The following is a 13052-nucleotide window of genomic DNA, read 5'->3' on the forward strand; positions in this document are numbered from 1 at the left end:
GAATACGGGAATCTCTATTCGCGTCAGCATCGCGAAGCAACATTCCGGGAACTGGGGCCTGATGAATTTTTTGTGATGGGGGACAACAGCCCCCGCAGTCAGGACAGCCGATTGTGGCCGAACGTGCAACGTCATGCCTACAATCGGCACGCCGTGCCGCGACAGGCGTTGCTGGGGAAGGCCTTCTTCATCTACTGGCCCCACGGAATCCCGTTTCTTAACAGTGGCAAGGGCTACCCACTGCTGAATCATTCGCCGCGTCGGAATCAGCGAGGGGAACCGGAAGTCGACAACTATCCCGACTACGTGGCCCCCTTCTATCCCCAGTGGTGGCGATTGAAACGGATTCGGTAACCTTAAGCAGTGTCAGTCCGAAAGTAGTGTCAGTCCGACGTGCGGCCCGATCGGGTATGCAGCCAGAAATGCCCGTTCGCAGCAACTCTGCTCGGCGGATTCGGCATTGGCATCGTCAAAATCAAGATGACTGACTAAACTGACGACACGTAAAGCAACCTCGACAGAGACCGTCATGGAGGACGAAATATGTCATTGCTGCAATGCATTGGTCTGGTCAAGCAATACCCTGGCAAACGTGCCGTCGATGGGGTTTCGTTCCACGTCGAGCCTGGTGAAGTTGTCGGATTGCTGGGTCCGAACGGGGCCGGGAAATCGACGAGCTTCAGTATGGCCGTCGGACTGGTGACCCCCACCGATGGGAAAGTCATCTTCAACGGCGTGGATGTCACCCGCTGGCCGCTCTACAAACGAGCCCAGCATGGCATGGGTTATCTGCCCCAGAATGACAGTGTCTTCGGTAAACTGTCCGGTGAACAGAACCTCTACGCGGTGCTGGAGTTTCAGCCGCTGTCATACCGCGAACGGATGGCCAGAGCGAATGAACTGCTGGGCATGTTCGGACTGACGGAGAAACGGAAGCAGACCGCCGGGACGTTATCCGGGGGGGAGCGACGTCGTCTGGAAATCGCCCGCTGTCTGGCGAGTCGTCCGAAGCTGATTCTGCTTGACGAACCCTTCACGGGGATTGACCCGGTCACGATTCATAGCATTCAGGACATCATCGCGGACCTGCGGCAAAGCGGCATTTCGATCCTCCTGACCGACCACCGTGAACGCGAGACGCTGACCATTACCGATCGCAGTTACATCGTGTTTTCCGGCCGAATCCTCGTCAGTGGTGACGCGGCGACGGTACTGAATGACGAGAATGCACAGAAGTACTACTTCGGAAAACGATTCGATGCGGGCTCGATTATCGAGAGCAAAGGGGCCTTCCAGACGCAGATGGATGCCGCAGCCGCCAATCGGGCTGCATAGCCCGGTGTCTCAGGGGATCCAAAGATTTTCCGATTCGGCCTCGTGATCGACGTGCGGCCGTAAGACGGATGAGCGTCCCGTGACGAGGAAAATCGGCGAGTCCTGTTGGTCTAAATCCAGTGATGGAGCATCAACGGCGGTGTCACCTCCCGAGGGGCGACACCGCCGCTTTATTACCGTCCTGAGCGATCAGAGGGGACGCACGACGGACATGCTTCTCCAGTAATCGAACAGCGTTTCGATCGACAGGACCCCACCCCCCATCCCGCTCTTGTTGACACCGCCGTAGGGAATGCCGTGAGCGAAGATGTTGTGGGCGTTGATCCAGCTATTTCCCGCGACCAGCGATTCTGCCACACGGTATGCTCGCGTCAGATCGCTCGACCAAACGCTATTGGCCAGACCATAGTCGGTCTGGTTGGCCATCTCGATTGCCTCCTGCTCTGATGAGAAGGGGGCGATGTAGGCGACGGGGCCAAAAATTTCGTCGCGCGCAGCGACATTGTCGAGTGAGCCTGCCAATAGCGATGGTTTGACATAGAAACCAGAGCGACCCGGCACTTCGGCAGCGCCCCCATCGGTCAGCAGCTTGGCCCCCTGCTCTTGTCCTTTCTTGAGGTAGGAGAGTACCCGCTCACGCTGACGTGCATTGACCACCGGTCCCATTTGCGACTGTTCATCGAGCTGATAGCCGATGCGAACTTTCGTCATCCGGTCTTTGCATTCGTCGATAAAGTCGTTGTAGATCGACTTGTGCACCAGCCAGCGCGTCGCATCACAACAAACCTGTCCCGTGTGGAACGTGATCGCCTGAACCAGCTTTTCTGCGGTCTTGGTAACATCGACATCGTCGAAGACGACGGCGGCACCCTTCCCTCCCAGTTCGAGCTTGACCGGGGTCAGATTACGTCCACAGGCCTCACCTACCATGCGGCCAACTTCGGGTGAACCGGTGAAGGACATGCGTCGCAAACCGGGGTTCCGCGACAAAGCGGCACCGGCCGTTTCGCCTGTTCCGGGAACGACGTTGATGACTCCATCGGGGAACCCAATCTCACGAGCGAGTCGGGCAAGATAGATGGCAGACAGGGGAGTATCTTCGGCCGGCTTGATGACGACGGTGTTCCCCGCGGCAAGTGCAGGGGAAATCCCCCAGCCAATCAGCAGGAAGGGAAAGTTCCAGGGAAAAATGAAGCCGCAAGGTCCCCAGGGGTGACGAACCGTCCACGCATCATGTCCCGAGACCGCCAGCGCTGTACGGTGCTGAACGTGAAGTGACATGTTGGTGAAGTAACGCAGGGTGTCGACAAAGTTCTGTACGTCGCCGAGTGCTTGTGGCAGAATCTTGCCGGCGTCCAATGCTTCGATCTGACCAATGATTGGTTTGTGCTTCTCGACGGCATCCGCCAATCGGTGCAGCCACACACCACGCTCGTTGGGCGGGAGCTTGGCCCAGGGTGACTTGGTGAATGTTTCACCGGCGACTCTGACCGCATCATCGACATCCGATTCACTGAGTGCGGAGAACTCGGCCAGAACTTCTCCCGAGCCGGGATTCAGTGTTTTCAATGTCTGACCGGTGGAACTGGTGACATCCTTGCCCCCGACGACTCCCTTGAGTGTTCCCGACGAGAGAAACTTGACGACGTCTGGATGCAGATTACTCGAGACGGTGGCTGTCATATCGTTGGATTCCTGTGGTAGAGGCTTCGCACTGAGCGGAGTCAACGTGCTCGGAGACGAGTGTCGACTGCCATCAACAAGTCGTTCGCAATTTTACGACAATCACTGTCGGAATGCGATTTGGTGAGCCGTCAGCAACGACTGCACCTCAAGTCAGCGCGGATTTCTCTCAGGACTGGATTCCGCGCCTCAGGCAGGTAAGGCGGAAACGAGTCAAGGACATGGCGAGGCGTTGCTCGTATCGGTGTCACTTCAATGCGAGATCTGGTCGCTCCGGGGGCGTTTCAACGGATCGTTCGATCAGCTCGTGAACTTCAGCAGGTCACTCAAACAAGTAAGCCGGCATAGGGCGGACGTCCCGGATGACGGGACGGAAGTCGAGGTGCGCGAGGATCTGAGTTTCGATGTCGATTCCCGGCGCCGCTTCAATCAGTTCCAGTCCAGCCGAAGTGAGTCGGAAGACCGCTCGTTCGGTGACGATCAGCACATCCCTTCCGGTTTGTCGCGCGATCTGGCCACTAAAGGAGATCTGTTCGACGGCCTTAACAAATTTGCGAGTCGAACCTTCGCGGACGATGATCAACTGGCCATCCCTGACATCGACTTCGAGACCCCCGGAGGTCAATGTCCCGCAGAAGACCAGCCGTTTGGCCGTTTGTGAGATGTTGATAAAGCCGCCAGCACCGGCGAGTTTGGAACCGAAACGAGAGACGTTCACATTCCCTTCGCAGTCGATCTGTGCCGCTCCCAGTGCGGCGAAGTCGAGTCCGCCGCCGTCGTAGAAGTCGAACTGTGCCGGCTGATCGACAATGGCTTGCGGGTGCATTGAGGCACCAAAGCTCAGTCCCCCGGCGGGCATTCCGCCGATGGGGCCACTCTCCACGGTCAGGGTAATGCGGTCCAGCAGGCCTCGCTCTGCGGCAATTCGAGCAATCCCTTCGGGCATCCCGATTCCCAGGTTGGCCACGGCGCCGGGCTGAAGTTCGTCACAGGCCCGCGCGGCAATGATCCGGCGTTCGTCGTGAGGAAGCCTTCCCAGTGCCGCACATCGCTCTGCCGCATGATCGGCTGACGCCGGCAGGAAATAGGCGTCGTTCAATTCTTCTGCGAATGTTTGCGAGTGATCTTCCGAGCTGGAAACGATGACCTTGTCGACAAGAATTCCCGGGACCCGCACCTGAATCGGGGGCAATGGGGCAGGCAAAAGTTGCTTCACCTGCGCGAGCACGATACCGCCGGAGTTTCGGACTGCCTGTGCGATCGGCAGCACGTCGCCCACGACCGCTTCCTCCTCCATGTACAGGTTGCCATAGGGGTCGGCGGAGGTGGCTCGGATCAACCCCACATGAATTGGAAAGGATTGGTAGAATAACCATTCCTTCCCGGCCAGTGTGACGCGCTCCACCATCGGGATCGACGTCCTGGCGTTCAGGCGACCGCCGCCGTTAACCGGGTCAACGAAGGTTCCGAGGCCCACGTGAGTCACGCAGCCTGGACGACCTGCAGCGATGTCGCGATAGAGCTGGCAGATGACCCCCTGCGGAAAGTTATAGGCTTCGATCTGATTCGTGAGTGCCAGTTCTCCCAGACGGGGGACAAGGCCCCAGTGTCCCCCAATGACACGCTTCACCAGGCCTGCATGCCCGAGGTGGTTAAGTCCGCGGGATTTTCCGTCGCCCTGACCGGCACCGTATACGAGAGTCAGGTCGCGGGGCGTACCGGTCTCCAGAAAACGGCGCTCGAGGGCGGCGGTCAGAGACTCTGGATGCGCGGCCCCCACAAACCCCCCGCAGGCGACGGTCGCACCCAGGGGAATCTGCGCTACAGCAGCATCGGCAGTACACAGAAGTGTGTCGATCCGGTCCATTAACCCCACCAGCCCCCATTGACGTGGATCGTCTGCCCGGTGACATAGCTTGCCAGGTCGCTGCAGAGGAACAGGATTACGCTCGCAATCTCAGAGGGTTCGCCAAACCGCTTCAGCGGGATGTTGACCAGCATCTGGTCACGAACTTCGTTGGGGATTGTCTTTCCCATTTCTGTCAGAACGACGCCAGGGGCGACCGCGTTCACGGTAATCCCTCGCGGGGCAAGTTCTTTGCTCAGGACCTTGGTCAGGGCAATCACACCCGCCTTGGCGGATGAGTAATTCGCTTGCCCGTAGAAGCCAATCACTCCTGAAATCGAGACCATGCTGACGATGCGACCGTTCTGGGCCAGTTTTTCCTGGGCGACTTTGCAGACGTTGTAGACCCCGGTCAGATTTGTATCGATGACGTCCGACCATTCGTCGTCGGTCATTTTGCGGATGGTGCGGTCACGGATGATCGCTGCGTTATTGACTACAATGTCGATTTTCTGGAAACGGTCGACGATGTTCTGAAACAGAACGTTTAGCGATCCCCTGTCGCGAACATCCGCGGGCAGTGCGATGGCTCGCTCGCCGAGCTGTTTTGCGGCTGCTTCGGCCAGCCCCTGATTCACCCCGGCCGAGTCGGGGAAGTAATTCAGCACAACCGACGCTCCCGCATTATGAAGTTCGGTGGCGGTGGCTAACCCAAGTCCCTGGCTGGACCCGGTCACCAGGGCGACTTTACCGGACAGATCGATGCTTCTCATGGAGGGAATCTTTGAAGTTATGGAATCACGAGACTGGAAACAAAATCACCTCGGTTTCCTGGCGAAACCGAGGTCGATCTCAATTTTTTCGGCAGCGAGAGTCAATCAGATTGACAGGAAGCCGTTCTTTTCGAGGTAGGCGATGACTTCGTCTGCCAGTTCATCGATATTCTTGCTGTTCGAATCAAGGACGAGTTCTGGCTTTTCGGGGGCTTCGTAAGGATCGGAGATCCCGGTGAAATTCTTGATCTCGCCGGCTCGTGCCTTTTTGTACAGGCCCTTCGGGTCCCGTTTTTCACAGGTTTCCAGCGAAGCATCGACGAAGACTTCGATGAATTCGCCGGGGAGGATTTCGCGAACCTTATCGCGGTCAGCGCGGTAAGGCGAAATGAACGCGGTCAGGGCGATCGTTCCTGCTGAAGCGAACAGCTTGGCGACTTCGCTGATGCGGCGAATGTTTTCGGCGCGATCTTCTGCCGAAAAACCAAGGTTCTTGTTCAGGCCCATACGGATGTTGTCGCCGTCGAGAACGAATGTTCGCTTGCCCAACTTGTGCAATTTGTGGTCAACGGCATTCGCAATGGTGCTTTTTCCACAGGCAGAAAGTCCAGTGAACCACAGGACGGCCCCCTTGTGGCCATTCAATTTGCAACGATCTTCCTTCGAAACTGCGTGTGCGTGCCAGGTAACGTTAGTGGCCTTCTGCTCGGTCATGAACAACGAACTCCTCGAAATTTCTGCGGCGGAAATGGTTTTTATTGATCTCTACGGGTGGATCACGTGGATAAGCCGGAGTGTATGGTACGAGCTATTTTGAGGGAAGCGACGTTCTCGTCGTGCGGGACGTCGCCAGGGATTGCCGGAGAATCATTCTCTTCGTAAAAATCGTGCTGTTCAGGGTAACGGTCAATCCTCGCGGAATATGTCTTCCCGCATCGAGTCGGCAACCGACAAGAAATGAGAGGCCGCCTGACGCTTCCCGGATTCCGATCTGGCCTTCATCTGATGTGCCAGGGACTGGCCATGAGTGTGGTACCGATGTGTCTCGCAAAAAATGGCACAGAACCAATGGCGAGTCGGTCGTGTCGATCCTATACTAGATTTTTGCAAACACTAGGAATGGCCAATGACCGATTCTTCTCCTGTTCAACCCCTGCAAGACGTCCATATCAGCGAAACGATCCCGCTTGTATCCCCGCGATATCTCAAGCAAGAAGAGACCATTTCCGATGTCGCCGTCAGGACGGTGATCGACGCGCGCGAATCGATCAAGCGAATCCTGCTCGGTGAAGAGTCGCGAATGATCGCCGTCGTGGGACCGTGCTCGATTCATGATCATGTCGCGGCCCTGGAATATGCCCGCCGACTCAAAGGTCTGGCTGACCGCGTCAAAGACCAGATCCTGGTGGTCATGCGGGTTTACTTTGAGAAACCACGCACGACCGTCGGCTGGAAGGGATTGATCAACGATCCCCACCTGAATGACACGTTCGATATTGCGACGGGACTAAGAATCGGTCGACGTATCCTGCTGGAAGTCGCCAATATGGGACTTCCCGCCGCGACGGAACTACTGGAACCGATCACACCTCAGTACATCGCCGACTTGATCTCATTGACCGCGATCGGCGCTCGAACCACCGAATCACCGACCCATCGGCAGATGGCCAGCGGCCTGTCAATGCCGGTCGGGTTCAAGAACGGCACCGACGGCAGCCTGCAGGTCGCAATCGACGCGATGCTCGCCGCTCGTTCCCAGCACAGTTTCCTGGGCATCGACGCTGACGGACAAACGTGCATCGTGAATACCAAGGGGAATCCCTGGGGCTTCCTGATTTTGCGGGGGGGACGATCGGGGCCGAATTACGGGGCCGAGAGTCTGGCTGACAGTCTGAGCCGGCTGAATGCGGCGAAGCTCCATCCGCGCCTGATGGTCGACTGCAGCCACGCCAATTCCAACAAGGATTACCTGTTGCAGCATGTCTGCTGGGATGCTTGCTTGAAGCAGCGTCTGGCAGGCAACAAAAATATCGTGGGACTGATGCTGGAAAGTAATCTGCTTCCAGGTAACCAGGCGCTGACCAGCGACCTGAAGTCGCTGAAGTACGGTGTGTCCATCACCGATGGCTGCATTGGTTGGGAAGAAACGGAGCGATTGATCCTGAACGCCCACGAACAGTTATCGGCCGCATCGTAGTCGGTGTCAGAGTCAGCGACGTTGTTACATCCGCTTAGTCGAGCGGCCAACGGGATCCCGCTCGCGTAGTTGTTTGAACTGCGTGAGCGGAAGTGGCCCGTGCGAGCGTACTTTCATCCGCCCTTTTCGTCGACCGAATCTTTTGCGTCGCGAGGCCGGTGTCACTCTCGATTCTCTTTTGACTTCGCCAGCGGGCCGCGCGACTGGCCCAACTCTCTCCCAGCGCAGGCCAGCCACGCGAATTTCACGGCGAATTGATCTGAACATCCGAATCGAAAAGATTTGGCCTTTCCCGAATTCAGAACCGGAGTTGTTTGATTGCTACCCTGAATTCACGATAATGGTCGTGAATTGATGCTGGGCCCATCGATGACAACAAGAGCGCTCCAGAGAATTTCGGAAATTCAGTTCACATAGTGGACCAGGTGTCGGCATTCCAGCGTGCCGGTCCTTCCCTGATGTGCTGACGGTCCGGGATGTACGCCAAGCTACGACCATGGAGGTTCGGTGCCCGGAATGATTCAATTCCCACATGTCTCGAAGACAGATCTGTCTACCTGCCTGCTGCTGCAACTGACCGGTACGTTGCGTACTCTGGTTCAATCTCGATTGATTGTCGAAACTCACGTGCCGCTTCCCGAGTTTCAACAGTCTGACCCGTATCGGGAATCGAAGCCTTTTCCCTTTCTACCGCCGCTTTAGCTCCCCAATGAAATCGTTCCCTCAGGGATCTGTCACTGAGATACGAGAGACATCTGGTAGGCTATTCCTGCAATGATCGCGCAGTTCTTCACAACTGGATGAGTCAATCATGACAGATTCGAGCGACCCTCGCTTTCACAAGACCACTGCCTCGGAATCTGAGAACGTCGTCGGTCAGAATGTCGGGTTAAAAGAGGGACGTGGTAACAATTCGGATCTCTCGGACTCTCACGCGCGAGCGCTCATGCAGGCGATGGTCGCCTTTCGGGATGGTGACTTTACCGTTCGATTGCCATCAGACTGGGTGGGAACGGAAGCTCGTATCGCAGAAGCGTTCAATCAAACAATTGCTCAGAAGCAGCGGATTGCGTTCGAAGTCGCACGACTGAGCAATACAGTTGGTCGCGAAGGACGCTTGAAGCAGCGAATGACGCTTCCGGGGGCGATTGGCGAATGGGCGGTGGAAGCCGACTCCATCAACAACCTGATTGACGATCTGGTGCGGCCCACAACCGAAATTGCCAGGACGATCGGGGCCGTCGCCAAGGGAGACCTCGGTCAGTCGATGGAACTCGAGGTCGACGGTCGGTCGCTCAAGGGAGAATTTCTTCGATCAGCACAACTCGTCAACACCATGATCGAGCAGCTATCCGTGTTCACCTCTGAGGTCACTCGTGTGGCTCGTGAGGTTGGGACCGAAGGAAAACTGGGGGGGCAAGCCCAAGTGAAGGGTGTCTCCGGTGTCTGGAAGGATCTGACGGATTCGGTCAACCAGATGGCAGGCAATCTGACTGCCCAGGTGCGGAATATCGCGGAAGTCACGATTGCTGTGGCAACAGGAGATCTCTCCAAAAAGATTACCGTGGACGTGCGCGGGGAAATTCTCCAGTTGAAAGAAGCGACCAACACCATGGTCGACCAGCTTCGATCATTCGCTTCGGAAGTGACACGTGTGGCTCGCGAAGTGGGGACCGACGGACGTCTGGGGGGACAGGCCGTTGTTCCAGGGGTCGCCGGGACGTGGAAAGATTTGACGGATTCTGTGAACGCCATGGCAACGAACCTGACGGCCCAGGTCCGTAATATCGCGACGGTGACCACCGCTGTCGCGCGGGGCGATCTATCGCGAAAGATTACCGTCGACGTGAAAGGGGAAATTCTTGAGCTGAAAGAAACGATCAACACGATGGTTGATCAGCTCAACGGGTTCTCCTCCGAAGTGACACGCGTAGCGCGCGAAGTCGGTACCGAAGGGAAGCTGGGGGGGCAGGCGGTAGTGCCCGGGGTGGCCGGTACCTGGAAAGACCTGACCGACTCGGTGAACTCGATGGCATCGAACCTGACGGGCCAGGTCCGCAATATTGCCGATGTGGCAACGGCCATTGCCAAAGGGGATCTTTCCTCCAAAATCACCGTCGAAGTGAAGGGAGAGATCCTGGCGCTGAAAAACACCATGAACACAATGGTTGATCAGCTCAACGGCTTTGCTTCAGAAGTGACCCGCGTGGCGCGTGAAGTGGGAACCGAAGGGAAGCTGGGGGGGCAGGCTGATGTTCCGGGCGTAGCGGGGACGTGGAAAGACCTGACTGACAATGTCAACTTCATGGCCTCAAATCTGACGGGGCAGGTTCGCAATATCGCCGAAGTGACGACCGCCGTGGCCAATGGCGACCTCTCCAAAAAAATCACGGTCGATGTGCGCGGGGAAATTCTCGAGCTGAAAAACACCATTAACACCATGGTGGACCAGCTCAACGGGTTCGCATCAGAAGTGACCCGCGTAGCGCGCGAAGTCGGTACCGAAGGAAAACTGGGCGGTCAGGCCGAAGTGCTGGGGGTCGCCGGCACCTGGAAGGATCTCACCGATTCTGTCAACGCGATGGCGACGAACCTGACATCCCAGGTCCGTAACATTGCCGAAGTGACGACCGCCGTGGCGAACGGAGACCTCTCGAAGACCATCACGGTCGATGTGCGGGGAGAAATTCTTGAGCTGAAAAACACCATCAACACCATGGTGGACCAGCTCAACGGGTTCGCCGGTGAAGTGACACGTGTGGCGCGCGAAGTCGGTACCGAAGGCAAGCTGGGGGGACAAGCTCAGGTGCCGGGCGTCGCCGGGACGTGGAAGGACCTGACCGACAACGTGAACTCCATGGCCTCCAACCTGACCGACCAGGTTCGCAACATTGCGGATGTCGCCACCGCCGTGGCGAATGGGGACCTGTCTAAAAAGATTACCGTCGACGTGCAGGGCGAAATTCTACAGCTCAAAGAGACCATGAACACGATGGTCGAACAGCTTTCGGCGTTCGCTTCTGAAGTGACCCGTGTTGCTCGTGAGGTCGGTACGGAAGGAAAGCTGGGTGGCCAGGCGATGGTGAAAGGGGTTGCGGGTACCTGGAAGGACCTGACCGACAACGTGAATTCCATGGCCAATAACCTCACGTCACAAGTACGAAACATTGCCGATGTGACCACGGCCGTCGCCCGGGGCGATCTCAGTCGCAAGATCACCGTGGAAGTGAAAGGCGAAATTCTTGAGCTGAAGAACACGATCAATACCATGGTGGACCAGTTGAACGGGTTTGCCGCCGAAGTGACACGCGTGGCACGTGAGGTTGGCACGGAAGGGAAACTGGGGGGGCAGGCCGCCGTCCCCGGCGTCGCCGGCACCTGGAAAGACCTGACCGACAACGTGAATTTTATGGCGTCCAACCTGACCGGGCAGGTTCGCAATATTGCGGAAGTCGCCACGGCGATCGCCAAGGGAGACCTGTCGTCCAAGATCACGGTGGAAGTGAAAGGAGAAATCCTGGCACTCAAAAACACCTTGAACACCATGGTCGACCAGTTGAACGCGTTTGCGGGCGAAGTCAGCCGCGTGGCGCGCGAGGTCGGTACCGATGGGAAACTGGGTGGTCAGGCCGAAGTCGAAGGGGTTGCGGGAACGTGGAAAGACCTGACGGACAACGTGAATTCGATGGCGTCGAACCTCACCAATCAGGTCCGCAACATCGCAGACGTGACCATTGCCGTCGCGAACGGTGACCTCTCGAAGAAGATTACCGTCGATGTGCGGGGCGAGATTCTGGAGCTGAAAGAAACCATCAACACCATGGTGGACCAGCTTCGATCGTTCGCAGCCGAGGTCAGTCGCGTCGCGCGTGAGGTGGGGACCGACGGGAAACTGGGAGGGCAAGCACAAGTTCCGGGCGTGGCCGGCACCTGGAAGGACCTAACTGACAACGTCAACTCTATGGCGTCGAACTTGACGGGGCAGGTCCGCAACATCGCCGATGTCTCGATGGCCATCGCCCGCGGAGATCTCAGCCGCAAGATCACGGTCGATGTGAAGGGAGAAATCCTGCAACTGAAGGAAACCATCAACACGATGGTCGATCAGTTGTCGGCGTTTGCTTCTGAAGTGACCCGAGTGGCTCGGGAAGTCGGTACGGAAGGAAAGCTGGGGGGCCAGGCCGTGGTGCCGGGAGTGGCGGGGACCTGGAAGGACCTGACCGATAACGTGAATTCCATGGCATCAAACCTGACGGGACAGGTCCGCAATATCGCCGAAGTAACGATCGCTGTGGCGAATGGGGACCTGTCAAAGAAGATCACCGCGGACGTGCGGGGTGAGATTCTGCAGTTGAAGGAAACCATCAATACGATGGTCGAGCAGCTTCGCTCGTTCGCCTCTGAAGTGACCCGCGTGGCGCGGGAAGTGGGAACCGAAGGACGGCTGGGCGTTCAGGCTGTTGTGCCCGGCGTTGCGGGAACCTGGAAGGACCTGACTGACTCGGTGAATACGATGGGGGCCAACCTGACCGCTCAGGTGCGAAACATCGCCGAAGTCACGACCGCCGTGGCGCGTGGTGACCTGAACCGAAAAATCACCGCTGACGTCAAAGGTGAAATTCTGGAGCTGAAGAACACGATCAATACGATGGTGGACCAGTTGAACTCGTTCGCCGGAGAAGTGACCCGCGTTGCTCGTGAGGTCGGTACTGAAGGGAAGCTGGGTGGTCAGGCGCAGGTGTCGGGGGTAGGAGGAACGTGGAAAGACCTGACGGACAATGTGAACTTCATGGCTTCCAACCTGACGGAGCAGGTTCGTGGAATCGTGAAGGTGGTGACCGCCGTCGCGAATGGCAATCTGACGCAGCGTCTGACGGTGCAGGCCAAGGGGGAAGTTGCCGCTCTGGCGGACACGATTAATAACATGACGGACACCCTCGCAACGTTTGCCGATCAGGTAACGAACGTAGCCCGTGAGGTGGGTGTCGAAGGGCGACTGGGAGGTCAGGCTCACGTCCCCGGTGCTGCAGGGACCTGGAAGGATCTGACTGGAAACGTCAACCTGCTAGCCGCAAATCTGACGACGCAGGTCCGTGCGATCGCTGAGGTGGCTACCGCCGTGACGAAGGGAGACCTAACTCGTTCAATTCAGGTTGAGACGCGCGGCGAGGTCGCCGAACTCAAAGACAACATCAACACGATGATTTCGAACCTGCGA

Annotated in this window: 9 protein-coding genes; 5 read left to right on the plus strand and 4 right to left on the minus strand. The window is 57.4% G+C overall.

The genetic code is table 11. The features are described from left to right. Together VGE80_RS02845 and lptB are read left to right on the plus strand one after the other, a co-directional pair. Positions 1 to 354 (plus strand): S26 family signal peptidase (locus VGE80_RS02845; RefSeq protein WP_440591608.1); only part of this gene is annotated, 354 nt, incomplete at its 5' end. 189 nt (positions 355 to 543) lie between these two features. Next, positions 544 to 1335: an LPS export ABC transporter ATP-binding protein gene (gene lptB / locus VGE80_RS02850; protein WP_373650918.1), complete on the plus strand. Its 792-nt coding sequence runs from the start codon at positions 544 to 546 to the stop codon at positions 1333 to 1335. 189 nt (positions 1336 to 1524) lie between these two features. Here the strand turns inward: lptB and VGE80_RS02855 are convergent, their stop codons facing one another. The 4 genes from VGE80_RS02855 to cysC form a co-directional block, all read right to left on the minus strand. Next, a complete protein-coding gene (locus VGE80_RS02855; protein ID WP_373650919.1) occupies positions 1525 to 3018 on the minus strand; it encodes an aldehyde dehydrogenase family protein in 1494 nt (497 codons plus the stop codon). A gap of 322 nt (positions 3019 to 3340) precedes the next feature. Beyond that, positions 3341 to 4885 (minus strand): acyl CoA:acetate/3-ketoacid CoA transferase, encoded by a 1545-nt coding sequence (locus VGE80_RS02860; protein WP_440591609.1) that lies wholly within the window; start codon positions 4883 to 4885, stop codon positions 3341 to 3343. Further along, positions 4885 to 5637 carry a 3-oxoacyl-ACP reductase FabG gene (gene fabG, locus VGE80_RS02865; protein WP_440591610.1) on the minus strand — a complete coding sequence of 251 codons (753 nt, stop codon included), beginning with the start codon at positions 5635 to 5637 and terminating at the stop codon, positions 4885 to 4887. Before fabG ends, VGE80_RS02860 begins: the two co-directional genes overlap by 1 nt. Positions 5638 to 5742: 105 nt before the next feature. After that, on the minus strand, positions 5743 to 6351 hold the full coding sequence (cysC, locus tag VGE80_RS02870; RefSeq protein WP_440591611.1) for an adenylyl-sulfate kinase: 609 nt from the start codon (positions 6349 to 6351) through the stop codon (positions 5743 to 5745). A gap of 412 nt (positions 6352 to 6763) precedes the next feature. Between cysC and VGE80_RS02875 the strand changes: the two genes are divergently transcribed. The 3 genes from VGE80_RS02875 to VGE80_RS02885 form a co-directional block, all read left to right on the plus strand. After that, positions 6764 to 7834: a 3-deoxy-7-phosphoheptulonate synthase gene (locus VGE80_RS02875; RefSeq protein WP_440591612.1), complete on the plus strand. Its 1071-nt coding sequence runs from the start codon at positions 6764 to 6766 to the stop codon at positions 7832 to 7834. Between the two features lie 516 nt (positions 7835 to 8350). After that, positions 8351 to 8536 (plus strand): hypothetical protein, encoded by a 186-nt coding sequence (locus tag VGE80_RS02880; RefSeq protein WP_440591613.1) that lies wholly within the window; start codon positions 8351 to 8353, stop codon positions 8534 to 8536. A 244-nt stretch (positions 8537 to 8780) separates the two neighbouring features. Next, positions 8781 to 13052, plus strand: a 4272-nt coding sequence (locus VGE80_RS02885) for a HAMP domain-containing protein (protein WP_440591614.1), incomplete at its 3' end; no start/stop codon positions are given.

The organism is Schlesneria sp. (genome assembly GCF_036405755.1).
GTDB classification, from domain to species: Bacteria; Planctomycetota; Planctomycetia; order Planctomycetales; family Planctomycetaceae; genus Schlesneria; species Schlesneria sphaerica.

Excerpts from the sequence above, each read along its gene's own strand:
- VGE80_RS02880 (WP_440591613.1), top strand. The coding sequence starts at position 8,351 with ATGATTCAATTCCCACATGTCTCGAAGACAGATCTGTCTACCTGCCTG.
- VGE80_RS02855 (WP_373650919.1), bottom strand. The coding sequence starts at position 3,018 with ATGACAGCCACCGTCTCGAGTAATCTGCATCCAGACGTCGTCAAGTTT.
- VGE80_RS02860 (WP_440591609.1), bottom strand. The coding sequence starts at position 4,885 with ATGGACCGGATCGACACACTTCTGTGTACTGCCGATGCTGCTGTAGCG.
- fabG (WP_440591610.1), bottom strand. The coding sequence starts at position 5,637 with ATGAGAAGCATCGATCTGTCCGGTAAAGTCGCCCTGGTGACCGGGTCC.
- lptB (WP_373650918.1), top strand. The coding sequence starts at position 544 with ATGTCATTGCTGCAATGCATTGGTCTGGTCAAGCAATACCCTGGCAAA.
- cysC (WP_440591611.1), bottom strand. The coding sequence starts at position 6,351 with ATGACCGAGCAGAAGGCCACTAACGTTACCTGGCACGCACACGCAGTT.
- VGE80_RS02875 (WP_440591612.1), top strand. The coding sequence starts at position 6,764 with ATGACCGATTCTTCTCCTGTTCAACCCCTGCAAGACGTCCATATCAGC.